This is a genomic window from Paenibacillus sp. F4, assembly GCF_002894905.1.
Taxonomy (GTDB): domain Bacteria; phylum Bacillota; class Bacilli; order Paenibacillales; family Paenibacillaceae; genus Paenibacillus; species Paenibacillus polymyxa_B.
This window is the reverse complement of sequence record NZ_POVS01000009.1, coordinates 23,411-47,556: the sequence shown is the minus strand read 5'-3', so window position 1 is coordinate 47,556 and position 24,146 is coordinate 23,411. Positions and strand designations below refer to the sequence as shown.

At 46.8% G+C, this 24,146-nt stretch carries 17 protein-coding genes; 14 read left to right on the top strand and 3 right to left on the bottom strand.

Translation table 11 applies throughout. From position 1 onward, the window contains the following. Positions 1 to 15 precede the first annotated feature (15 nt). The 5 genes from C1T21_RS07140 (at position 16) to C1T21_RS07120 (ending at position 6,743) form a co-directional block, all read left to right on the top strand. A complete protein-coding gene (locus C1T21_RS07140; RefSeq protein ID WP_103047762.1) occupies positions 16 to 1,926 on the top strand; it encodes a glycosyl hydrolase in 1,911 nt (636 codons plus the stop codon). Positions 1,927 to 1,982: 56 nt separating this feature from the next. Then, positions 1,983 to 3,119, top strand: coding sequence for a glycoside hydrolase family 88 protein (locus C1T21_RS07135; protein ID WP_103047761.1), 1,137 nt, complete (start codon positions 1,983 to 1,985; stop codon positions 3,117 to 3,119). A gap of 396 nt (positions 3,120 to 3,515) precedes the next feature. Continuing rightward, positions 3,516 to 4,010 carry an RDD family protein gene (locus tag C1T21_RS07130; RefSeq protein WP_103047760.1) on the top strand — a complete coding sequence of 165 codons (495 nt, stop codon included), beginning with the start codon at positions 3,516 to 3,518 and terminating at the stop codon, positions 4,008 to 4,010. 472 nt (positions 4,011 to 4,482) lie between these two features. Then, a complete protein-coding gene (locus C1T21_RS07125) occupies positions 4,483 to 6,450 on the top strand; it encodes an ATP-dependent DNA helicase (protein ID WP_103047759.1) in 1,968 nt (655 codons plus the stop codon). Beyond that, positions 6,444 to 6,743: a DUF6509 family protein gene (locus tag C1T21_RS07120; protein WP_013310098.1), complete on the top strand. Its 300-nt coding sequence runs from the start codon at positions 6,444 to 6,446 to the stop codon at positions 6,741 to 6,743. Before C1T21_RS07125 ends, C1T21_RS07120 begins: the two co-directional genes overlap by 7 nt. Positions 6,744 to 6,861: 118 nt before the next feature. Here C1T21_RS07120 and C1T21_RS07115 read toward each other — a convergent pair whose 3' ends face one another. Continuing rightward, on the bottom strand, positions 6,862 to 7,224 hold the full coding sequence (locus C1T21_RS07115; RefSeq protein ID WP_103047758.1) for a hypothetical protein: 363 nt from the start codon (positions 7,222 to 7,224) through the stop codon (positions 6,862 to 6,864). A 255-nt stretch (positions 7,225 to 7,479) separates the two neighbouring features. Between C1T21_RS07115 and C1T21_RS07110 the strand changes: the two genes are divergently transcribed. The 4 genes from C1T21_RS07110 to C1T21_RS07095 all read left to right on the top strand — a co-directional run bounded on the left by C1T21_RS07110 (position 7,480) and on the right by C1T21_RS07095 (position 13,037). Then, a complete protein-coding gene (locus C1T21_RS07110) occupies positions 7,480 to 8,403 on the top strand; it encodes a PLP-dependent cysteine synthase family protein (protein WP_023988377.1) in 924 nt (307 codons plus the stop codon). Position 8,404: 1 nt separating this feature from the next. Then, on the top strand, positions 8,405 to 9,535 hold the full coding sequence (locus C1T21_RS07105; RefSeq protein ID WP_069291805.1) for a bifunctional cystathionine gamma-lyase/homocysteine desulfhydrase: 1,131 nt from the start codon (positions 8,405 to 8,407) through the stop codon (positions 9,533 to 9,535). Positions 9,536 to 9,668: 133 nt separating this feature from the next. Further along, entirely contained in the window at positions 9,669 to 10,007 is a 339-nt protein-coding gene (locus C1T21_RS07100; protein ID WP_103047757.1) for a hypothetical protein, read from the top strand. A 273-nt stretch (positions 10,008 to 10,280) separates the two neighbouring features. Beyond that, the gene (locus tag C1T21_RS07095) at positions 10,281 to 13,037 is read left to right on the top strand and encodes a PHB depolymerase family esterase (RefSeq protein ID WP_103047756.1); all 2,757 of its coding nucleotides are present in this window, start codon (positions 10,281 to 10,283) and stop codon (positions 13,035 to 13,037) included. 141 nt (positions 13,038 to 13,178) lie between these two features. Here the strand turns inward: C1T21_RS07095 and C1T21_RS07090 are convergent, their stop codons facing one another. Both C1T21_RS07090 and C1T21_RS27265 read right to left on the bottom strand, forming a co-directional pair. Next, positions 13,179 to 14,096, bottom strand: a complete 918-nt coding sequence (locus C1T21_RS07090) for a hypothetical protein (protein ID WP_103047755.1) — start codon at positions 14,094 to 14,096, stop codon at positions 13,179 to 13,181. Beyond that, positions 14,089 to 14,241: a hypothetical protein gene (locus C1T21_RS27265; RefSeq protein WP_023988385.1), complete on the bottom strand. Its 153-nt coding sequence runs from the start codon at positions 14,239 to 14,241 to the stop codon at positions 14,089 to 14,091. Before C1T21_RS27265 ends, C1T21_RS07090 begins: the two co-directional genes overlap by 8 nt. A gap of 300 nt (positions 14,242 to 14,541) precedes the next feature. On the opposite strand from C1T21_RS27265, the gene C1T21_RS07085 reads away from it, so the two are divergent. The 5 genes from C1T21_RS07085 to C1T21_RS07065 are packed head-to-tail and all read left to right on the top strand — an operon-like array spanning position 14,542 to position 24,136. Next, on the top strand, positions 14,542 to 16,344 hold the full coding sequence (locus C1T21_RS07085) for a vWA domain-containing protein (protein ID WP_103047754.1): 1,803 nt from the start codon (positions 14,542 to 14,544) through the stop codon (positions 16,342 to 16,344). Positions 16,345 to 16,368: 24 nt separating this feature from the next. Next, positions 16,369 to 19,758, top strand: a complete 3,390-nt coding sequence (locus C1T21_RS07080) for a tubulin-like doman-containing protein (RefSeq protein WP_103047753.1) — start codon at positions 16,369 to 16,371, stop codon at positions 19,756 to 19,758. A 3-nt stretch (positions 19,759 to 19,761) separates the two neighbouring features. Beyond that, positions 19,762 to 22,128, top strand: a complete 2,367-nt coding sequence (locus C1T21_RS07075; protein WP_103047752.1) for a transcription initiation factor TFIID — start codon at positions 19,762 to 19,764, stop codon at positions 22,126 to 22,128. A gap of 46 nt (positions 22,129 to 22,174) precedes the next feature. Continuing rightward, positions 22,175 to 23,464 carry a vWA domain-containing protein gene (locus C1T21_RS07070; RefSeq protein WP_103047751.1) on the top strand — a complete coding sequence of 430 codons (1,290 nt, stop codon included), beginning with the start codon at positions 22,175 to 22,177 and terminating at the stop codon, positions 23,462 to 23,464. An 18-nt stretch (positions 23,465 to 23,482) separates the two neighbouring features. Next, positions 23,483 to 24,136 carry a beta-mannanase gene (locus C1T21_RS07065; RefSeq protein ID WP_103047750.1) on the top strand — a complete coding sequence of 218 codons (654 nt, stop codon included), beginning with the start codon at positions 23,483 to 23,485 and terminating at the stop codon, positions 24,134 to 24,136. The last annotated feature ends 10 nt before the right edge of the window (positions 24,137 to 24,146 follow it).

The window sequence follows — 24,146 nt, the reverse complement described above, 5'->3', positions numbered from 1 at the left end:
TGGGAGGCAGACAGGATGAATAAGCTGCAGACAGGCAGCGTGTACCCTTGGCAAACGGAGCTGGAGAGATTTATAGAACAGGTGGAAAGCGCGCCAAATCGAGTGAATGACGGATGGACTCACCAACATAAGCTGGCCGTGCTGGAAAAGTTGGTTCGCGCATATGCCCTGCATCAGGATGATACCGGAGCTATCATTGACCCCCATTCTGAAAGTGAACGGTACTACTCCACCCCCTCCTATGCGTTGGCTGCGGCGGTGTTGGTCAAAGAAGGCCGGCATGATTTACTGGAATCTGCTGCTGCGGCCTTGACGCATAGCATAGCTTGTGTAGTGGAGGAAAAAGCGCCAGATCACCACCCAGACTTTTTTCCAATTATGATGATGGGAGCGTATCGGCTCCTTAAAAATCTGCTGCCAGAACAAGCCATGGCATGGAAGCAGCAACTGAGCAGAATTCAGCCGGAGCAGACCTACATTTTTACGATGAGCAAAATGAAAAATCCGAATCGGATGATCAACTGGAATGCGATTATGATTTCCGGCGAGTTTTTGCGTGCAACGGAAGGAATTGCAGCCGATTCGGAATGGATGGAGACGTATATCCGCAGCTACCATTTGCCTCGTTTTACCGGGTTGGGCCTGTATCAGGATGGTCCGTTGGATCGGCCCAATAGCCCATTTGCCTACGATATCGTTACACGTTTTCATCTGGGCGTGATGCTGGAGAACGGATATGATGGCAGCTGCGCACTCGAACTGCGTGACCACCTTCGCAGGGGGGCGCTCAGCACATTACTGGCGCTATCCCCGCACGGGGAAATTCCGCCGCGTGGAAGAAGCGCCCAGCATCAGTGGAACGAAGCGGCGGCGGCCTTTGTCTTTACAACACATGCTCAGCAGGCTATTACAGCAGGAGAGCATGGGCTCGCAGGTGCGTTCCGACGGGCAGCAGATCTATGCTGGCAAGCGATTAGCCGCTGGCAGACGGATGAAGGCAAGCTGCATATCGTCCGCAACCATTATTCGTCCGAGGCACGGCATGGCTTTGAGGTGTACTCGAATCATACCTGCTACAGTCTGTGGACGGCGGCTGTGCTGGCCCACACCCTTCTATATGGGGAGGAGATGGATCACATTTCTCCAACCTTCATCCCGGCGGAGATCGGCAGCCGGGTGTTGGCAACGGATGGCTGGTTCCAGACTGTCATTGCAGCCGTAGAGGGGCAGCAAATGCTTGTGCAAACATCGGTCAACGATCCGTACAATGTTCCGGGCATCGTGCGTATTCAGCAGTCTGCGCTGCCGTCGCTGATCGGTCCGTCCTCAGCAGGTCATGCAGACCGCGGCTTTACAGGCTTCGCGGAGGGAGATATTTTCCCGCTAAGCTATACCCCGGCCTGGCAAACGGAGGACGGAAAGTGGCACAGCTTGTCGGAAGGCATTCCCGGTACGCTGGAGTTCGACCGGGATGGAGGGATTGACCCGCAGGATGGTGGAGGAACCGTACAGATGGAACAAAGCTCAGCGTCTGACGGAGCAACGGATTTTACACTCCTGTGGGAAGGCCCGTTCCCGGGAGTGAGGGAAATCCGAACGCATTATCGTCAGGTACCCGGAAAAATTGAAGTGGCGTATGAGCTTCAAGGCAATATTCAGAATGTAGGGGCACTTATTCCCTTAATGGCGTATGACGGTCGGGAGCGCAGCGTTATTCATCATGTCATGTCAGCTGGGAAAGAAACGGAAAGCATCCGAGTAGAATACGCAGGTGCAAGCCTCGAAGTCATCCCGACGACGGTAGGAACGAACGTGGTATGGCCGGAAGAATTAGCTTCCGTGGCCTGTCGGAATGGTTTACTTAAGGGAGCGCGTCTGGAATGTGAAGGCAACCGCATTTCCTTTATCATTCGGTTACCTGAATAAATAGAGTTGGAGCCATAAATATGGTTTAACATGTGGAAAAAGGAGAGGAAAAAGAAATGACGAAAGCAGAAGCGTGGCTGGAGCAATCGTGGGAGCTGGCTTTGGATAAGACGCTTGCCTTGGCGGCAAGATTGGGGGACGCTTTTCCACATGTTGCTGAGGGTGGACGTTATGATAATCGTGAAGAAGCGTGGTGGACAGCAGGCTTTTATCCGGGGCTGCTATGGCTAGCCAATCGGGCGCGTCCTGACAGTGTGGCTGCCGGGATTGCACAGCGGTGCGAGGGTCGTTTGGAAAAAATACTCTATAATAGCGAAGCTGTAGACCATGATCTTGGCTTTATTTGGCTGCTCAGCGGTGTGGCCGCCTATCGGCTGACCGGAGATTTAGAGTCCAGAAGACGTGGGCTGTTGGCTGCCAATCTGCTGGCTGCCCGTTTTAACGTGAATGGCCGTTTTATTCGCGCGTGGAACTTCCCCTCGAAGGACATGGATACACGGGGCGTTGCGATTATAGACAGTATGATGAATCTACCCTTGCTTTATTGGGCTTCGGAGGAAAGCGGAGATCCGCGTTTTGCCGCTCTCGCTGTGCAGCATGCAGATACCGTAGCACGTGAATTTGTCCGTTCAGACGGTTCTATCACACATGTGGTCGAATTCGATCCGGAGATTGGAAAAAAGGTCGCCGAGCATGGCGGACAGGGATTTGCTCCTGGTTCTGCCTGGGCACGTGGCACGGCTTGGGCTTTGTATGGTTTTACGCTTTCGTATGGGTACACGCGCGATTCGCGTTACTTGAAGGTGGCCGAGAACACGGCTGATTTTTTCCTATCCCAGTTGGGTGATGCTTGCCTGCCTGTGTGGGATTTTAGAGCAGAAGAAGAGCACCGCGGGGCATGGGATTCATCGGCTGCGGCAATTGCGGCCAGTGGTTTGCTGGAGCTGGCAAAATATTCGACACGTGCGGAGCATTTTACAGAAGCTGCAGAATCTATCCTCGAGGGCTTGCATCATACGTGTACAGCGTGGGGTGAGGAGCATGAGGGATTGCTGATGAACGGGACCGTACATTATCCTGAGCAAAAACACATCAACGTTCCCATTATCTATGGCGATTATTTCTTTGTCGAGGCATTGGCAAAGCTGCGCGGTGAAGAAGGTTTGTTTAGTGTTGAATGCAAAAAAATATAGTGTATAAGCGTGCAAGAACGAACTCATTTTTAATCGTCCTATCGTTTGTCAGATTTACGGAATGAATTGTGAGACAGCGTGTGTGTAATTTTATTACATATACGCTGTTTTTTATGTATGAAAAGGCTGAATTTATTTCGATGCCAAAGTACTACTTATAGGGGCTAAAAGATTGTAGCTGCGCTTAATTTGTACTCAATCAGAGAAAAATCATTGTATATAGACTCTTAACTCCTATGAAAATTTTCATTTTGATGCATGGAAATAGGTCCTTTTACTTGTTTAAGAGCATTTACTCTTAAATTGACAATATAGGTGGGTAACCGTATGATATCTTCTTGGGTAAAGGAATAAACTGGATTTTAAATCTCATTTGCAAAAGGAGTTATACATATCATGACAGCAACAAGCGATAGTACAAAAAGAATATACGGAGGATTTTGGATAAGAACAGCAGCGTTTTTGATTGATCTGATCATCCTTACTGCCATAGTCCTTTTAGTAGGGAGTATGCTTTCTATTACTCCAGACCTACTGGGCATAGAGGAGACTGGCTTCATATTAGAGTTTTTAATTTGGATGCCGCTGATTTTTTGGCTCGTGCTACCATGGCTGTATTGTGGTTTATGGGAATCATCGAAAGTACAGGCTACACCGGGTAAGCTTGTGTTCTCTTTAGTTGTCGTGGACAAGGAAGGAAAACGCCTTGGATTTTTACACGCCTCAGGGCGTTATTGGATTAAAGCTATTTCTTTTGTAATTGTTCATATTATTTATATTGTGGTTGCTTTTACTGCCAAAAAACAGGGGCTCCACGATCTTTGTACCAACACCTTGGTTGTGAATAAAAAAGAGTTGCGACGACATGAGCAGCAATTGTCTTTTTTGTAAGTATCAGAGGAGATCACCAAAGCTTCTGTTTAATGCATATTCTTCAATTAACAAGAAACCAGCTAATGCTTGCAATACATTAGGTGGTTATTTGTTTTTTCATTTTGTTATGATGGTTTACTTTTTTTGTAAGGAAAGCAAGGCATTTTTCATTTATAAAATAACGATACAACGGTAATGGCAGCGTAGTGGAGGATTTGAATCTGGAGAAGCGAAGCGTTCGCCTTTGCCATGGGATTCTAACCTTTAAAAGGTTTATGAAAATCTGAGAATCCCGGGGCAACAGCGATTGTAGGATCAAATGCTACACGTAGCGTCTCACTCAGACGAAAGTATGTCCCTTTATTTTAAAGGGATTCTTATAGCGAAATAAAAAATGTAAGCTGTTCTTACAGTTTTCATGTTCTTTTTAGCTTGTTTTGCGTTATAATGAAAGGATGCACATTATGAACGAATTGGAGGCACAGCCCGATTGACTACTTACCCTTTTGCCTTTGATCCGTCCAAGCCGTTTATTGAGCAGGCAAGTGACTGGATTGCGGATGTATTTTATGAAGTTTTGCCTGAGGTCGGCTTTGAGGTTCGGGATGAACAAATTTATATGGCATTCCAGCTAGAGCGTGCCTATAAGGAAAAAAAGACCATTTTTGCAGAAGCGGGTGTGGGCACTGGTAAAACACTGGTATACCTGCTGTACGCTATTGCATATGCCCGATACATGAGAAAACCGGCGATTATCGCATGTGCGGATGAGTCGTTAATTGAACAATTGGTAAAGCCGGAAGGGGATATCGCCAAGCTGGCACAGCATTTGAGGCTGACGATTGATGCCAGATTGGGGAAGTCGCCGGATCAGTATATTTGCCTGAATAAGCTGGATGAGGTGCGAAGCGGACTGGACGAGGATGCAGATGTTTTCCGTGATATTTATCAGGATCTGCCGGATTTTGTTCATTTTCCAGATACGTTACAGTCCTTCACTCCTTATGGGAACCGAAAGGAATATCCTGAGCTAACAGATGGACAGTGGAGCAGACTCGGATGGGATGTATTTCAAGACTGTCTCGTTTGCCATCAGCGGCATCGTTGCGGTCAGACGTTGTCTCGTGATCATTACCGCAAAGCGGCAGATCTGGTCATCTGCTCTCATGACTTTTATATGGAGCATGTATGGACCTACGAAGCGAGAAAGCGTGAGGGTCAGCTGCCGTTGCTGCCGGAGCACAGCTCTGTCGTCTTTGACGAAGGGCATTTGCTGGAGACAGCGGCACAAAATGCGCTTACCTACAAGCTTAAGCACGCTCAGTTTGAGTCTATAATTACCCGATTGCTGGAGGGAGAAGTACGGGAATCTTTGGCAATGACGATCGAAGATGCGATCTCCCAAAGTGAGGCTTTGTTCGCTGCGCTTGATAAGAACAGTCAGCCTGTACAGGGTTCTAATCGCAAAGAGTTCATCCTGAATGAGTCGCTGATTCGAGAGGTAAACCGCTTTGGTGAATTGATCGGCACGATTGAGGAAGAGCTTGTATTTGAAAGCGGGCTATTCTCTTTGGATGAGTATCAAGTCAAAATTGTGGAAGAACATTTGGAAATGATTCAAACCGCATTGGCTTTGTTTAAGCGGCCTGAACTTCTCATTTCGTGGGTGATGGAGGATCAGGATGGATTAACGCTTGTGGTTATGCCGAAGATGGTAAAAGAGATTCTTAAAGAACGAGTATTTGCGCAGCATATACCAATCGTATTCTCTTCAGCTACGCTTTCCGTAGAAAGCTCTTTTGACTATATGGCGCAGAGTCTCGGTATTGAAAATCCGCTAACGTTTTCTGTTGCTTCACCTTATGACTACAGCGATCAGATGCAAGCTGCACTGTACCCGTTGCAAGCGGGGCATGATCCAATCCCGAGAGCGCTGGCACTGCTGGAGAAATCACAGGGAAGAGCGCTTATCCTGTTTCCTTCACAGGAGGAACTGGCTGCATTCCAGACGGGTCTCGTTGCTTACCCGGAGGCGTCTGCCTATCGTTTTCTGTACGAAGGTTCGGCTGAAATCAGCCATCTGATCTCAGCTTTTCAGAATGATGAGGAAAGTGTGTTGTGCGCTGTTACATTATGGGAAGGATTGGATATTCCTGGACCTTCTCTGTCGCACGTCATTATCTGGTCACTGCCATTTCCTCCGAATGATCCGGTTTTTACGGCTCTGCGTAAGGATGCAGCAGATCCGTTTATTCAGATAGATATGCCTCACATGGCACTTAGACTCAGACAAGGCATAGGGCGTTTAATTCGCACGCGTAATGATCGGGGCTGGATATCCATCATGGGCCAGGATTTGAGTCGTCAAGAAGTACGTACACAAGTTGAACAACTACTGCCTGCGGGCGTAGAATGCACCGTATTTGAAGGAAACCCGGGGGGAATAAAAACATGTTGAACTTTACAACGTACACAGTAGATCAGATTAAAGATGCTTTTGGTATTTTGACTGGACAGCGTTATGAATTTATCATTGATGTAGAGGTAGAGGAGGACGACGAGCTATACACTGAAAACGGACTGTATATTCGTTGTCTTTATTTAGTAGACGAAGAAAAGACGGGACTGCTAAAGTATGAATTAATTGAAAAAGTAACGAATCGTTACATTGATCTTGAACTTGAAGATGATGAGCTGCAAGCTGTTGAGAACTTCTGTAAAGAACATGTACAGGATGAAACAGTGAAGTAACCGTATAGAACACTTAGCTAGCAAAGCTGGTATATAGCTAACATATAATGAAGATATCAAGGAGTCCTGACATGATCAGGCTCCTTTTTTTATGACCAATGAAGAGAACTTATTTGCTCTAGCGCAGTCTATCCCACACATTCACCATAAACAGCATAGTCCCCCCCGCGAGTAACACCCACCCTATGACGATCCACACTCCAGCCTCTGGAACCTTGTAATTTTCACCTATAATCGCCAATATCAACACAGGCAGACCGATATTATGCATCCAAAAATGGATATGTGCCAGAATAGTAACTGAAAGTGCAGGAAAGGTCACATAGATCAGACCTATAATTCCAAGAGCCATCCAACCCAACAAATGGATATGAGACTGAACATTGGACAGGCTGTGATCACCCGACAAACCAATAATTACACTAAGCAGCACACTGAGGGCAAAATATACGGCAGCTATCTTCAGAAATTGCTTTCCCATATATGAACTCCTCCTTATGTTGCACGGGGATATTTTGTGACATCTTCTCTATCATATCGAGCAAGCAGGCAGGGGGTGTGGGTATTGTGACTGGTCCATTTGACAAAAGCTTCAAATACACATAAAATCTTATTGCATCAATACTTACTGTATTACTGTGTTTTCTCGGAGATGATAGCGAACTTCTCCGACAATAGGCGTTAATTTTTGACCATTGGTTTATTTTGGATTCGCCATTAAAAGGAGCTTGAAATTATGAATGTATATCAAAATACCCTTGAACTCATCGGACGTACGCCATTAGTGGAGCTGAACAGCTATTCTCTACCGAGAGGAATTCGCTTGTTTGCGAAGCTGGAGTTTATGAATCCCGGCGGCAGCGTTAAGGATCGGGTGGGTAAGGCTCTAATTGAAAAAGCATTAAAAACAGGTCAGCTGAAGCCAGGTGGTACATTAATTGAAGCAACAGCAGGCAACGCAGGTATTGGTCTTGCGATGGCGGCGCTTCATTATAATATCTCGGTTATTTTTGCTGTGCCTGAGAAGTTCAGCCAAGAGAAGCAGGACCTGATGAAGGCATTGGGAGCACGCATCGTTCATACCCCGACAAGTGAGGGGATGAAAGGAGCTATCGAAAAAACAAAAGAATTGGCTGCTGAAATAAAAGATGCATACTTGCCGCGGCAATTCAGTAATCCGGATAATCCCGAGGCATATTATACGACAATGGGACCTGAGATATGGAACGATCTGGACGGCAAAGTGGACGTATTTGTGGCAGGTGCAGGCTCGGGGGGAACGTTTATGGGAACCTCGCGTTATCTTAAGGAACAAAATGCAGCCCTTAAAACGGTCATCGTGGAGCCGGAAGGGTCCATTTTGAATGGCGGCGAGTCAGGTCCACATAAAACGGAAGGAATTGGCATGGAATTAATTCCTGAATTTGTGGATAAAGGATATTTTAATGCCATTCACACCATTAGCGATGTCGATGCTTTTGACCGTGTCAAGGAACTGGCTGCACGTGAAGGTCTTCTCGTTGGCAGTTCTTCAGGGTCTGCTTTACATGCCGCTTTACTGGAAGCCGAAAATGCACCGGATGGCGCACATATTGTTACCATTTTCCCGGATAGCAGCGAACGTTATCTGAGCAAAAAAATATATGAAGGCGGGATATAAAATGAAACGCAAAACAAAACTGATTCACGGCGGGCTTCCTACCGATCCCCATACAGGCGCGGTTAACGTTCCTATTTATCAGGTAAGCACTTATGAGCAAGAGGAAATTGGCGTCCATAAGGGATACGAATATTCGCGTACAGGCAATCCGACCCGGTTTGCTCTGGAGGAGCTGATCAAGGATCTGGAGGAAGGAAAGCGTGGTTTTGCTTTCGGTTCGGGTATGGCAGCAATTCATGCGGTATTTTCACTGTTTAATGCAGGGGATCATATTTTGCTGACCGATGATGTATACGGAGGCACCTACCGTATTGTAAGCAAAGTCCTCAGCCGTATCGGAATTGAGTCCACATTTGTGGATACGACTGACCTGGAAGCCATCTCCAAAGCAATTCGTCCGAATACGAAGGCATTGTATGTCGAAACGCCAACGAACCCGCTTTTGAAGGTTACTGATATCCGCGCTGTTTCGGAGCTTGTAAAAAAACATGATCTTTTACTGATCGTCGACAACACATTTGCTACCCCTTATTGGCAGACGCCAATTACACTTGGGGCTGATATCGTCATTCACTCTGCTACCAAGTATTTGGGCGGCCACAGCGATGTTGTAGCCGGTCTGGCTGTTGTGAACAGCGACGAGCTGGGAGAACAACTTCATTTTCTGCAAAACGCCATTGGTGCTATTCTCGGCCCGCAGGATTCTTGGTTATTGATCCGCGGTATTAAAACATTGGGTCTACGTATGGAAGCGATTGAGCAAAATGCGAAAGAAATTGCAGCATTTTTGGAAAAACATCCGAAGGTTAGCAAAGTGTACTATCCTGGACTGGAAAGCCATGCGCAGCACGAACTGTCCAAAACCCAGGCCGAAGGCTTCGGCGGCATCATTTCCTTTGATGTAGGTAGCGACGCTAACGCGGTTGCACTTCTGAAAAAGGTGAAATATTTTACACTGGCTGAAAGCTTGGGAGCGGTTGAAAGTCTGATTAGCGTTCCGGCACGTATGACGCACGCCTCTATTCCGGTAGAACGTCGTGCAGAGCTAGGTATTACCGAAGGTTTGGTGCGGATTTCGGTTGGGATTGAAGACCTGGAAGATTTGATCGAAGACTTGCAGGCAGCATTGTAAGAAAATAATCGTAATGATCAAGAGAGGTAGCTGAGGCTACCTCTTTTTTGTATATTATAAAGAAAGTATTGCTTTTCCTTAATAACCGAGTATAATACTCGGTAATAGATTGAGCCATAAGGAGAGAGACCCTATGAAACAGATAAAAACACGCAGTTACCTGCAGGTAGATGACTATCTGGATCTTCTTAATTATGCGAAACAATTGAACGATATAGAGTGGCAACAGGAACTTAAAGAAGCCCTGCGGCATCAATTGCTGGAGAATGGCAAGGAGACTAAAGATTCTGAGATTAATACCCTATGGCGGCATTTTGATCAGATTAACGATCAATTGCTGAGGTTGTTTGATCTCTTACGGAATAGTAATAATGCAGCGGATCGAAACTCGTGGAGCGAACAGATTTGGGAGCTGAAGTTAGAACGCATTAAGTTGGAAAAGCAAATTCAGGCAAGTTATGCACATTTTTAAAATAGTAATTTCACCCTAAACATACTATACCCTAGTATTGTTAGCAACAATCATGGCAGCATTAAATAGTTTTTAGATATAAAAATTTTTAATAACGAAGTGAAGCACTCTGCTTTCTTCGTTTTTTTGTTTTTATCATAGCTACTTTTTTGAGAAGTACAGAGGAGTACGTAGAGGTAATAACGAATAGTTTTATATAGTTCAATTGAATGTTAAACGGAATATAACCGCGACTACGTCTCTGAGGAAACAAAAACCTGGAGGGGGAATGTTATGAGGTTCACACATCTGGAAAAAGCAACAACTGTGCTGTCGGATCATCCGGTACGTCTAAGGTCTGCTTATGCAGTCGGTCCGGTCATGCTCCCGGAAAATTGCGGTGTGGGCAGGGAATGGTCAAGTTATTTTGCCCATGAGGATTGGAATTTGGAAAAGGCTTGTGATGAAGAAGGAGTAGAGCTTTCAGCCGGAGGAAAGGCAGCGTGCCGATTATTGACCGAGCTAGACCCTCGGACTGCCGAACTGAATCTAGGTGTTTTTTCGCCTTTGGCCGAACAAGAAAGGCTTTTGCTGGTTTCAAATCTTCGTTGTATGGCTGCACAGGAAGTGATTTTCAGACCCTTTGAAGGAACGGGACAAATTTGGATAGATGGCACACTGGTATATGCGGAATCCGGTCCTTTTCGCTTGTATCTGGAGGAAGGCGATCACACGGTAGTTATCATTGCTGCGTTTATTCCCGAGGAGGCCCGCTCTATTCGTATCAGTGGAAATCAGGTATGCGACGAACCAGATGTGACAGAACTGCATCGTGAATTTGTAGAGCGTAATATACGTTTTCATATGGCTTGGTTAGAGGTTGAGAAAAGTGCTGGCAGGGAGGGTGAAGACAGCCCGATCTTATTTTATTTACTACGTAAGGATCGGATAGATCTTCCCTTAGATCAAACGTTATGGGTCGAGGTAACGAATGATGAGGGCATGGAGCTGGATCGCTTTCCTGCACATTGGGAGCAGGAGCAAAGCTATGACTGGGATGAGGAAAAGGCCGAAAATACGGGAATGCTGCACTTCACCGTTACATATCGGGATCATGAGGCTGTGGAGCATCATTTTGTGTATTCGGTACTTGTGCGGCCTTTGTCAGTCGTCGTGGAGGACTTGCAGGAAGAGTATGACCAGTACATCCAAGCCTGCGCTATAGATATTCTTCCTTCTGCGCAGAAAATACAAATAGAGGGCCTGCTTGAGGAATTAAGAAGGTTAACAGATTTGCCGGAAGATCCTTTTGAAATCTGGGATTACCGGGTTGTGCGTGAATATATCAAGCTATTAAAACAGATCTTCACAAATGGACATACCGAACAGTCACAGCCCCCATCCTTACTTCAGGAAGAACACATTTTTTTGTCTAATGACGGAATTGGGGAAGGATTCTTTGTCTCCCGTTTGGACAATAGTTTGCAACGCTATACCATTCAGCTTCCCAGAAACTATTCGACTGACCGACAGTATCCTCTGATCGTCCTGATGCCAGGCAAGCGATATGAGCTGGGTTTGCCGGATTTTCAGAATCGAGGTTTTGGACAAGGCTGGGAAGAGGAAGCTATATTCGTTACTTTTTCGTGCCGTGGTGTAACGTTGGGCAGTTATATTGGAGAAGCTGCTTTTTTGGAAGGGCTGGATGTCATACTGCAAGCGTATCGAGTGGACGAAGATCGGGTTTATCTGACGGGTTATTCGAACGGAGCATATGCGGCCTGGGCGATGGCACAGGCTTATCCTTCTCGTTTTGCGGCTATTGCGGTTATCTCTGGAGCACCACATCCCAAGCATCTGATAAATCTGTTGAATATGCCAATATTGAATGTATGCGGAGATCAGGATTACTTATTTGCACAAGCATATACAGCCCCTGTAACAACGCTTCCATCTGATCATTTTAAAGGTGTCGTAGAACGTCATTCTAATCACTGGGACACGCATGAGCTGAGACTTCTGGACGGCGTACTGGGTTGGCTTTTGCAATGGAAAAGAGATGTCGTACCTCAGCGTATTGCCTATCGGACGGAACGGGGCAGACATAACCGGGCTTACTGGCTGGAACTGACGCGAATGGATGAAAATGAGGAGTATGCTGAGTTGTACGGTGAAATGAGTGCCACAGGTGAGTTGGATATCGAGGCTGTTCACGCCGAAGAATTTATCGTTCATCTTTCTCAAGAGGTCATGCCCTTGGAACTGGCCCAGGTTCGTATCGGAGCCCGTATTTTCGTGTTGGATTTGCGGGAATACAGCCGCTTTCGCTTTGTTAAAACACAGTCACATAAACGCCCCTCACCTGAATACCGTTTGATTGCCGAGCGGGAGGAAGAAAGCAATGGATGCTTTACAAAAGAATCGGATGCCAAAAAGAAAATGGTGGATTCGAAAAGCGTGGGAAGAAACGTTTTGAGCCATGGTATGGGTGTGCTTGACATTTATATGGATCGTCTTCACATTGTCCTTCCATCCAGCTATGCTACACCTGAGGAAGAGCAGGCGGTGAAACGGACAGCGAACGCCTTGGCTAGCCCCCGAACAGCGACTTGGAATCCGTATATCGGTGTTCATTATCCCGTGGTGTCTTCCAATGACATTACGGAGGAAGCACTGGCTGATAGCAACGTAATTTGTATCACTTCGGGCTTGTCCAGACATGAGCTGCTTCAGAAGCACCAAGCTGATCTGCAAATTACATGTACGGAGGAAGGGTATACATTGGGCGACGATTTTACGGCAGGCGAGTATTGTCTGTCATATATTCAACCTAGCCCATGGTCTGCAACCCAGCAAATGCTTGTCGTAGCGACCAATTCACCCCGTATGCTGGGTAAAAACCTATTTATGCGCAGACTGATTATGCCAGGATACTTTAATGGCCTACACCCGTATTTGAATAAAGAGATTATTGTGTATGATAGCAAGGGAGTGCGTGCTTTTAACTTTACTTCCATTAGACATGCGCAGCAAAAACTGCAAGGCCAATAAAAAAAGATAATAATGTTATAATAATCTATAATTAAAAAAAACCGTCTGGAGGCACGTTGGCGATCCTGACGGTTTTTTGCTGGTTCATTGCAGTGATTTATGATCGGGATGACGTCATATAAAGAAGGGCATTGTGGCAGCTTAGCTTTTATACTGCTCCATCAGGTATATGATCTTTACTTCATCGGCCAAATCTCCAAAGGGTTCTAACGGATTCTCTTGAATGATATGATATAAACGCTGGACTCGTTCCTTTGGCAGCTTGCGCACATATCTGGAAATGAAAGCGGCATGGGTGACTACGTAGCGCTTTTTGCGGACAGCTGCACTGGCTACGCGGACGAGAATATCCTCGCCCCCTGCCAATTCCAGAATACGTCGCTCATAAAAGACCACGTATCGGAATGTCCGGTCCTTGATCAGCTCACGATTGAGTCTGGCAATCTCTCCGATATATCTGACCATAAGCGGCTCGAAGCTCTTGATCAGGAGAGGATCAAGCGTTAATTCCATGTCTTTGCGGAGAACAAAAGATTGCAGCAGGGCGACCTGCTGGAGTCTTATCCGATCATTGTGAATGAGTACAGCCATCTCACGCAGCATTTCATAGGAGACACGCTCACTGAGCTGCCGCAGGGCAACCGCGTTTTTATGATTAACGTTTAGTCCTTCCTGGATCTGCCCTATACGACCTCTGAACAGACGTATAAGCTGCCTACGCTGTTCATAAGGATAAATACCCTGCTGTAGAAGCACCAAGGGCAGCAGAAGAAGCGCACCGACGATACCGCACAAAAGCATTTGTTGCGGCGAGTGGCCGAAAAAGACAGTAGCGGCCAGCAATATGACACTGACAGCAAGGTCTTTACGAAAATAACGTTTGGCTCTGAGTCTGGCATATTGCTCTACAGGAACTAGTGTATCCCGACCACATGATGTGCACTTTTCTTCCCAAAGGGCGGTAAATTGCCCACAACGTTTGCAGACTCTTAGCTTTTGGAAGGCGTGCTCTGTGCGGGTAAATGGGCGAAATTGTACAGCTTGTTTGGAACTATTCATTGCGCTCACTTCTCCGGTTCAGCAGTGCCAGAAGCTCGGTGTCGATTTGTGTAATCGACGGGGCGCGTTTTTTATGTATATAGTAAATTAGTGATTTGATGGCGACAAAAAGAAACATAATCGCCAGACATCCGTATGAGATCATAGTGTACTTCCTCTTTCTATTTGGATTTTTACTTCAATATTTTACATGGGCGGGTTTCGCTACTGTCATTTTTGTCGTATAAAGGAGAAGGCTGGTGCCCGATTGCCCTTGTTGGGGTATAATTATATCATTACTGCAGGATATTGGTAAAATCTCGCGGTATAACAGGCTTTTTGGTTGGGTTCAGACCATTCGGGCAGTATTTTCAGCTGGCGCTCATGTAAAACTCATTATAATTTAATAGTAGGGGAGTACAACTGTAATTTAGAATGAGAATTAACCGGCAAAGGGGTACAAGCGATGTTTAGTAGAGACAGAAAATGGTTTTTGGTCATCGGAATCATATGTACAATGATCATGACCTCGATTTTGGCATGGCAGCCACAGATGGCAAATGCCGCTTCACCCTCTGCTTCTAAGGTGGATGCGGTGCTGGTCGTCGATGTAAGTAATTCGATGAACACCAGTGATCCTGGGAAAATTGGCAATGAAGCCATGAAAATGTTCATTGATATGCTGTCGACGCAAAATGACAAGGTCGGGATTGTAGCGTATACGGATGTCGTACAGCGCGAGAAAGCCTTGCTTAATATTACATCCGAAGCGGATAAGCAGGAACTGAAGACGTTTATTGACGGACTGAACCGGGGGGCGTATACTGACACCTCCGTGGGTGTCAAGGAAGCGATCCGCATTTTGCAAGATGGTAAAACAGCTGGACATGCGCCTATGATCGTCATGCTGGCCGACGGTAACAACGATTTTAATAAGACGACAGGCAGAACCGAAAGCCAATCTGATCAGGATATGGCACAGGCTGTAGCCGAGGCTAAAAATAACGGCGTTCCAATCTACACCATCGGTTTGAATGCAGATGGAAAGCTGAATAAAAACAAGCTCGCCGACATAGCGCAGCAAACGGGTGGCAAGTCCTTTATTACAAGCTCAGCGGATGACCTGCCGAACATTTTGAGTGAAATTTTCGCCAGCAATTTGAAGTTGAAAGTGGTGCCTTTGCAGTCCATTACGGCAAACGGCGACTATCAGGACGTAACGGTAACCGTACCGAACGATAGTGTGCTGGAGGCTAACATTTCGATCATGTCCTCGAAACCGGTGGATGCGAGACTGATAGACCCGTCGGGTAACACCAAGCCGATTCCTTCGAGTGATGTGCTGCTGTCCAAGTCCAAAAGCTACTCGCTGATTAAACTGCTTAAGCCTGTGGCTGGTGACTGGAAGCTCCAAGTCAAGGGAGTCCAGCAGGATCAGATTGATATTAATCTGGTGTTTAACTATGATTTGGAGCTGAAAATGGACGCACCGTCCGCCAAATCATACAAAAAAGGCGATGCGGTTCAAATCCGTTCCTACCTGACGAGCAATAGCCAGCAGCTTCAGGATCAGGAATTGTATGCAAATATGAATGCTGTTCTGAAGGTCAAGGATCTGGATTCCGGTACAACGAATGAGGTGCCGTTAACCAATGCAGGGGATTCTTTTACCGGTTCCTATACGATTCCAGATGAGCATGACTACGAACTAACCGTTAGAGCAGAGGAGAAGAGCTTCTACCGTGAAACACAGCCTGTAACTATCAGTGCTAAAGCAGGGGCGACGAGCGGTACGAATACAGGCACGACGCAGCCAACAAAACCTGCTGAAAAGTCCAAGCTACTGCCACTCATTCTTTTAGGGCTGGGACTGCTCGTTCTGCTGGTTGCCGCATATTTCATCTGGAAGGCTGTCAAAAAGGCCAACCGTGGCTTTGTCGGTCAAATCGTACTGGAAATCCGGGATGAGAACACTGGCGAAAAAACGTATCCGCAATACAAGAAGCTGAACACCTTCCGGGGCAAATTTAATCTGCACCAGTTGCTGCAACTGGCACCGGAATTTGCTGGAACCGACAAGGTCGTGTTCACACCAGCTAATCAGGATCGTATCATTGTGCGCAGTACCCCCGAGATTACGATTGAAAAATCCGGGCGGGCTGTAGACACAGGCAACGGTCTTGAACTCAAAAACGGTGATCGTCTGACCATCCCGTTAGCCAGTGTGGACAAAACCATTTTACTGGAGTTTATTTCAGTAAACAGCTAAACGAACCCTTAGGAGGTCATATCTATGAAACCAGTAGTTAGAGAGCATATCCAACAATTAGACGTATCACTCGGCGGAGGGATCGTAAGCGATAAGATCAGAGTTGATACTATTGATAATCCTATTTTAATTATCGGACTCGGAGGCACGGGGATTGATGCCCTTCTCCGCTTGAAATATCAAATTAACCGTAGATTCAAGCTTCCAGCAGATCCGATTTCCAAGAAAAAGAGCGATAAACCGGACAATGTGGAATTTCTCGCATTTGAAACGAATGAACAAGACCGCAACAAAAAATACAAGGGGATTGGTTTGGACCCCATCAATGAGTTTGTATTGCTGTCCAATGCGGAAATCGGCGGATTGCTGCAAAACCGCAGCATTCTAGAGCCGTACATTACCGATTGGCTGTCTCCAGAACTGAGCATTACCGATGGTATGAACGGGGCGGCAGGGGTACGTCAGGCTGGACGATTGCTATTGTTCACCAAAATCAATCAAGTCGTACAAAGCATTGACAAAAAAATCAAAACCTTGTCTGAAGGCACCAATAAGAAGCTTATGGTGTTCCTGCTGTCCGGTTTGTCCGGCGGTACAGGAAGCGGTACCTTCCTCGATATCTCATATATCGTCCGAGGAATTATTGAGCGTGACTATGGCTCTGCAGGTGTAGACCGTGTAAATACATTAGGTTATCTGTTTACACCAGATATTAATTTGGCGAACAAAAGCCTGAGCGAGCATACCCGTGAATATATTAAAAAGAACGGCTATGCTGCACTGAAAGAACTGGACTATTGGATGAATGTAGACAGCCGTGGTGAACGTTTTAAGCAGCAGTACGGCAACATTTTGACCGTGAACTCGCCGCTTCCGCCGTTTAATCTGTGCCACCTCATTTCAGCCACGAATACGGAAGGCAAGCTGTTGGAAAATGCTTATGATTACTGCATGAATGTCACCGCTGAGAACATCACTAACTTTATGGCGAGTGAGGAAAAACAGTCGGGCGAAGAGTTCGCCATTCATGACTATATCAGCAATATCCGTACCAACATCGCACAAATGAATAAGGCGTATCCGGCAAACTACGATTACAATATTATCGGGGCTTCCTCGGCGGTACTGCCTATGGAGGAAATGACGACATATTTGGCCTATCGAATGTTTGGCAAAATGTCCAAAATGTTCGAGCAATCGCCAAATCAAGAGGATGTAGAGAAGTTTGCCCGCAAGCTGGGCGTGGATCTGGATAGCATGATCAAAAACTTTGAATCCCGTGTACCTGAGCCGCTTCCGGGCTTTGAAAACAGTGAACGGTTAAGTTATAGCAATGTCGTTAAAATGCAAGTTGTCAATATGGACACCGAGCTGGAGCAAACGTTCCTGACGCGTGCCCGCGAAGAGTATATCAAAGCGAAGAAGCAGCTTCCTGGTGAAATTACAGGACAGTTTACGGATCAAATTCGCCGGATGTTTCTCCATCCTGAGCAAGGGCCGTTTTATGTATCCCGCATGATTTATACTGAAAAAGGATTTAGCTTGCTGAAAATGCTGCTTTCATATGTTGAAACGTTGCGGGAATCACTGCACCGTATTCCAACGGACATTGAATGGGCGCGTGAGCAGGCGAACGAAAAGCTGGGCGATGCCAAGAGCGCGTTTGTGTCCAAGGATAAAAAGAAAAATGCGTACATTGAAGCGAAAATTAATGAATATTGGCTGCGGGCTGATGTGGAACGTACAGAGCAGCTCATTGAATTTTATGAAGACCTGTATGACTTGTTGAACAAGGAAAATAGCCGGATTTATAATGTATTTACTGAAATTTTGAACGCATTGAGCGCAATTTTCGAGAAGAATGGCGATCTGCTGATTAACGGCGAGGAACAGTCCGATCACAAAGGTAACAAAACGTACTATTGGAATCTGGTAAGTGTACCGGATATTTCTGAAGTTGTGACCAAGCTGCTGGATAACCGCAACGGTGATGATTTGATTCGTGATTTTGCCCAAGAATTGCTGGAAAATTCAGATCAATGGGTGAAGGATCAGGATATGGACATCATCAGCTCAATCTCCAATTTCTTGACTGATAAGTTCGGTGATCTCATTACCCGTTCCATGGAGGATTTCCTCGTCATGAAATACGGGCAAGATGAAGCCATTGAAAAATTTGTGGAGCGCTACATTGCGAGCAAACTGGATGAGGAAGCTGTACCTGTGTTTCATCTGAGCAATAGCTCTGGCAACTTATACTTCCCGTCATGGGGATTCGTTTCAGTACCTGTACAGTCGCCTAATATCCTGAAAGGCGTTCGCAATTATCAAAATAATGCAATTGGCAAATCACACTTTACTATTAAAGAGAGTGAAGTTCGTAACCGGATTTTCTGGCTCAATACGCGTAATGGTGTTCCTCTGTTTGTATATACGCCGCTCAAAGTGTATGAAGAAAGCTATGAAAAAACGATTCTTGACCGCGAAGGTATTGGCCGCCATCTGGTGCAAACAGGTCAGAACAACTGGACTAATCTGCCGTCGCCGATTCCTGAAAAGTCATGGGGCGAAACTTACGTCAATTCGCGTGTGCAAGCTTACAATGCCCGCATTCGTAATGATTTTGACCGTGCCAAGTCACTTGGCGTGATTCGGGAAAAGGATGTCGATCAGAATACGAGCAGCCGCTTCACTGTAATCCGTTCACATGCGCTAGATCTGAATGCGCTGCTGGCAGGCTACGATATGCGCTTGCAGGAATCCAAGCCGAATTTGGGTGAGGTGAAAAGAGCATGGTCTGAGTTGAAACGTCTGCTGGCTGAAGGGCTGGAGCAGGCAGGAAGCAAGGACATCTTTGGCAGCATCAATGAAGAGATGGCGAAGGAAAACCTGATCCGTTCACCAGAGTTAACACACGTGGTTCGTGAAGAACTGGCGAAATATACACAAATTGAAGCGAAAGCAGCTGAACTGGAAGCTTTGCTGGGCAAATATCAGGATGAAGAAAAATGGCTGGATCAGTTCATTCAGGCACTCTATACGGATACGATTACGAAAAAAGGTGCTTTGTACGTCTATGATCGTGACGAAGAAGAAGAGGCTTGGGAGCCTTTTGCCAATGTCATGAAGAGCCGTAATTATGTGGAGTTTGAAGTGTTTACAAACTTCCGTAGTTTGGATGAAAAGAAATTCGCAGCTCTAATGCGCAAGGCGGATCGCCGTGATGCTGTATTGACTTCATCGGAGGATATTACACCACTGCTGTCGAAGCTGGATGAACTGGCTGCAACTTACACAGAGGCCCGCAATCAATTGGAATATGAAAAGGTGGAGCTGGCTAACGGAGCGGAACTATATGCATTTTATGCTCAAATGGCTGGAAAATTAAACGACATCCGCAGAAAGTTGAAATAAAGTATGAGAGAGCAGCTGTTACGTTATGCGGCTGACTATGCAGCCGCAGAGGACCAATTAATCGGAAGCGGAGATGGACGCAGTAGCATCCATTTCCCGTCCGTGTTTCTTTTTATCGGTGATCGCATGAACCCGGTGATGAATACAATTGCAGATATCAACCGGACCAAGTGGGATAACAGCACGGGAGTAACGTATATTCAGATCCGCTCGCAGGAAGAACATGCGGCTGTAGATCGTTCGGTGGATGCTATTGTTCATACGATAGCGGTACCGGAGGAAAGTGGACACCAAACGATACGCCGTGACTTGCACCAGGCTTTTTATACACATGAATCGCAGCTAATTGAGCTTAACACTGCGTTGCGCCGGGCTAGTGGACACCTGGCAGATTACGGTCGGTTGTATTCTTCGTTCGAGCGTGTCCATTTGTCGATCTTGACGACAGCGGATGACCCCATGAACGTATTAATCCCTGAAATTACGCTGTTGGCGGAGTATATTTTTGCACAGTCTTTTAAATCGGTACAAATGGATCTGTATGTGTTGGTGAATGAAAGCGATCAGGCTGTCCAATTCGGCTACAGTAGTGCAACGTCCGTTGCTTTCATGCGGGAGCTGGACTATATCCAGAGTCCAGAGTATGCGTTTACGGCACCGCTTCATATGACCGAGGACAAATTGACTATTCCAGTAACCCATGCTCCATCACCGTTGTTCGATCTCGTCTATGTGCTGTCCGACAAGAACGAACGCGGCGTAACGGTGCCGAATAGCCTGCGAGAAAGCTGTGACATCATTTGCCACATTCAGCTTCTTAAAAACCGCTATCAGGCAGGAGATTCCTATCGGTCACAGGATGGGGGATACAACAATACATCGTTTAAAAACAACATCATGACGGAATCCGGGCGGCAGGGTTATGTGTCGGCTGGATTTTCCCGAGTCAACCGCCCTAACCAGTCAATCGCACTTACGGTGCTGTATCACTTTTATGTGAAGCTGTTAGAGCGTATGAGAACAGAGCAGGAGTGGGACATACGCGATAAGCTGAATTATTTTGGTTTAGATGCTGCTGAGCGTGGTCGCACGCGAAATGATCTCGTTCCTGGTAATGAAGCGATCACGGACATGAGCGCACTGATGACCAGCGGAGTCAGCTACGGCTCGTTGAAGCGAATGACATTACGTGAGGCGGAGGAAGCCTTGTTTGGTCAGGGCTGCGAAGCCTTTTTCCGTGATAATTGTGAACGAATTGTGCACAAACGGTTGGGAAATTTTCAGGCGGAATCAGGTCTGCAGTCGGCTGTGAATGCAGCTGCTAAGGAATATCCTGAAATCGGCTTATTCGAGTTGACAGACTGGACGGATGAAAATAAAACTGGGAATGTGCTTACGGCTATTCGGGGGCTGATTCGGGATACGTCCAATGACTTGCAGATTAGTACCGCTGAACTAGACACCCTGTATAGCGGGCGGGTGGAGGACCAGCCTTTTCAACGACTGCCACTCATGGATAAGCATAATGTGCGCAGCTTGATTCGTTACCTGACCGAGACGGTTTACGGGCACAAGCTGCACATGCTGCGAATTCAAGCCGATTTGGAGCTGCTTCGCCGCTATGAACTGGCACTAGAAAAATGGCATGCACAGGCGAAGCATATTACAGTACAGCTTTCCAGCCTGGAGCGTGAACTGCATCAAGCTGCAACGGACAGTATTCGGCAGGCCGATAGTTACACAGGTCAAAACCTGTTCGAGTATTACGAGCGTGTGACGGAGGATGTCATGCGTGAGCTGGAAAGCAAGCGGGGAAAATCTATATTCTTTGATACCCGGCATATGGGGCCTGTATCCGGATTGCTGGACGGGGGTCTATCCGCATTGGTGGATCGACTTACGCAGACCTGTCGCACCTTGATTCTCAGTTCCCAGCCGTTTAATCAGACCTTCGAAGAAGAATTATTGCGGCGTGCCAATGTAGCTGCTGCATATGAAAATCGGCTGGTCGTTCCGAAGGATGAGTTGTTTAAAAAACTGTATCAAACGTTGGAGGAACATGGCGGAATTAACGTACGTTTGCTCGACTATACCCATGAGCATCGGTATGAAGAAAAGTACTTCTTTGGTGACTACGAAGGTGAATTTCTTCCTTACGCTATGGATGTGGACATTACTTCGCGTATTTACAAGCTGGGTTTTGTACATGAGCGTCGCAGCAGCGGGGTGGAAAAGCTGCATTTGATGGGCGGCTTCCATCTGGAGGATCTGATGGTTTACCGCAACGGCAAAACGTATTATGAGACATATACTGCGAATGGTTTCGTGTTTCACGGAATCGACGTGGACCGGTTGCCGGAATTGCGGTAGCCACATATTCATCCTACTTTAATGATGGAAGGAAGCAATGATTCTTATGAAGCAGCGAAAATTTAACGTTCTCCTATTGCTGTTCGGCTTGCTGGGCGCTGTAGTAGGCTTCATCTTGGGAGAGCTTATTCTTCACAAATTGATAGGGCACTGGCCGCATATCGTCGTGATCGGGCTGTATTTTGGCATCATGGCACTGTGTATTGGCCTAGGTTGTCTGATCGGCGAACTAATTTCGCCACAGTTAAATGGGCATTCATGGCGGCAGCGCTACTCCGGGTTATCCTGGAAGTTACTGGTGCCTGCAACGCTGGTGATGTTATTCGTCGCAGGTCTGCTATTGGAGTTGGGCTATCAGGTTAACCCTGAAGGGCGCAAGAGCGTACAGGACCTCGTGCTTGTGATTGATAATTCCGGGAGTATGCAGCAAACAGATCCTGATAATGAACGCCTAACGGCTGCCAAGAGTCTGATTGGCCAAATGGATGGAGACAAGCGGGTAGCCATTGTTTCATTTGATTCTACTGCCCAGTTGGTTCAGCCGTTTACTCCAATTCGCACAGATGCAGAGAAGCAAGCGGTTTATTCCAAAATCGATAGTATGCAGACTATAATGTCAGGCGGTACAGAGATCGGACTTGCTTTGGATGAGACGATCAAGGAGATTGAAACCCAAGGCAATGCAGAAAAAGGTTCTCTCGTTATTATGCTCTCTGACGGCTTTAGCGAGCTGGATACCCAGACAGCATTGGCTCCTTATATCGCCCGCCAGATTCCGATTAATACGATCGGGCTGAAACTGGCAGAGTCGGATGGTATAGCCTTATTGCAAAATATTGCTGACCTGACAGGCGGAACTTATTCTAATGTAGCTAATGCCCAGGGACTTACTCAAGCGTTTGGTAAAATATATAACAAAATCGGTGATCGCACACTGGTAACGGAGCGGACAGGTGAGTATGCCGACAGTCTGTATTTTGCCATTTATCGCGTAACGGCTCTGGTCATTATCGGCGCTCTATTGGGATTGGCTCTTGGGCTGATGTTCGATAACCGTTTTCTTGCGCGGAATTTTGCGATTGGAGGAGTCCCGGCAGGCTTGCTCGCTGGTTTTATTCTGGAAAAGGGATTATCTGGATCGCCTATAGGCGACTTGATGATTCGTTTGGTGGCAGCGCTCGTACTGGCGGCCCTTATTGCTGTCTTTTCGCTTGTTCTGCCGATTGCGGAAAATACTCGCCGATCTTCCGGTGGAGGAAGTCAGGGTGCGCCGTCAGGACGCCGGAGAGGGGCGCCGGAAGCCCCGACGCGCAATCGACGCAGCAGTGGATTTTAGAACGGGAGGCTGGAACTTATGCAGTATAGGGAAGCACAGCCCGGTGATCCTGTTATTTCGGAGCTGAGCCACAAAATTGACGACAACCGGGTTGTGTTACGCTGGCAGTGGCCTGAAGGGGCAGCGGTGGTATATATTGCGAAACAATCAGCCGATGCAGGTATGAATGGGCAGAATGAAGCCGAAGTTTTACCACCTTTTTCAAGCCTAAAACTTTTTACACGCGAGGAATATAAGGCTGCTGGCAGCTATCGTGACCGAATTGAAGGCATTGGACGTGTACGGTATACCGTGTATCCGGCTGTTCGGGAGGATGGAGACACTTACGTGATCCGTCAGCAAGACGGAGCCAACCAACTGGAGTTGAGCACGGGTAGGGCTAAAATCAGATATGCTGTTCACCATAAAAAAAGCTGGTTTCGCAGCCGCAAAACCGTCCAGATTCAGGTGACAGCTGAAGTTCCTGTCCCGCAGGAGGCGCTTTGCTACGTGAAGAAGCGCGGGGGCTATCCGTCAGACCGGGACGATGGAACTTTGTATCCGTTCACGGCACCTTTTGCCGCGGGACGGAATGTTTTACCCGCTGTTGAAGTGGGGGGAGATGAATATGTGCGGCTGTTTTTTACGGACGGCCAGAAATATGGCACGGTATATGAATTAGTCCCTGAATGAAAGGAGGCCG

What these genes read in the sequence shown, in the direction of transcription:
- C1T21_RS07070 (WP_103047751.1), top strand. Translation starts at nt 22,175, where the DNA reads ATGAAGCAGCGAAAATTTAACGTTCTCCTATTGCTGTTCGGCTTGCTG.
- C1T21_RS07090 (WP_103047755.1), bottom strand. Translation starts at nt 14,096, where the DNA reads ATGAATAGTTCCAAACAAGCTGTACAATTTCGCCCATTTACCCGCACA.
- C1T21_RS07085 (WP_103047754.1), top strand. Translation starts at nt 14,542, where the DNA reads ATGTTTAGTAGAGACAGAAAATGGTTTTTGGTCATCGGAATCATATGT.
- C1T21_RS07095 (WP_103047756.1), top strand. Translation starts at nt 10,281, where the DNA reads ATGAGGTTCACACATCTGGAAAAAGCAACAACTGTGCTGTCGGATCAT.
- C1T21_RS07110 (WP_023988377.1), top strand. Translation starts at nt 7,480, where the DNA reads ATGAATGTATATCAAAATACCCTTGAACTCATCGGACGTACGCCATTA.
- C1T21_RS07135 (WP_103047761.1), top strand. Translation starts at nt 1,983, where the DNA reads ATGACGAAAGCAGAAGCGTGGCTGGAGCAATCGTGGGAGCTGGCTTTG.
- C1T21_RS07120 (WP_013310098.1), top strand. Translation starts at nt 6,444, where the DNA reads ATGTTGAACTTTACAACGTACACAGTAGATCAGATTAAAGATGCTTTT.
- C1T21_RS07105 (WP_069291805.1), top strand. Translation starts at nt 8,405, where the DNA reads ATGAAACGCAAAACAAAACTGATTCACGGCGGGCTTCCTACCGATCCC.
- C1T21_RS07100 (WP_103047757.1), top strand. Translation starts at nt 9,669, where the DNA reads ATGAAACAGATAAAAACACGCAGTTACCTGCAGGTAGATGACTATCTG.
- C1T21_RS07065 (WP_103047750.1), top strand. Translation starts at nt 23,483, where the DNA reads ATGCAGTATAGGGAAGCACAGCCCGGTGATCCTGTTATTTCGGAGCTG.
- C1T21_RS27265 (WP_023988385.1), bottom strand. Translation starts at nt 14,241, where the DNA reads ATGATCTCATACGGATGTCTGGCGATTATGTTTCTTTTTGTCGCCATC.
- C1T21_RS07075 (WP_103047752.1), top strand. Translation starts at nt 19,762, where the DNA reads ATGAGAGAGCAGCTGTTACGTTATGCGGCTGACTATGCAGCCGCAGAG.
- C1T21_RS07115 (WP_103047758.1), bottom strand. Translation starts at nt 7,224, where the DNA reads ATGGGAAAGCAATTTCTGAAGATAGCTGCCGTATATTTTGCCCTCAGT.
- C1T21_RS07080 (WP_103047753.1), top strand. Translation starts at nt 16,369, where the DNA reads ATGAAACCAGTAGTTAGAGAGCATATCCAACAATTAGACGTATCACTC.
- C1T21_RS07140 (WP_103047762.1), top strand. Translation starts at nt 16, where the DNA reads ATGAATAAGCTGCAGACAGGCAGCGTGTACCCTTGGCAAACGGAGCTG.
- C1T21_RS07130 (WP_103047760.1), top strand. Translation starts at nt 3,516, where the DNA reads ATGACAGCAACAAGCGATAGTACAAAAAGAATATACGGAGGATTTTGG.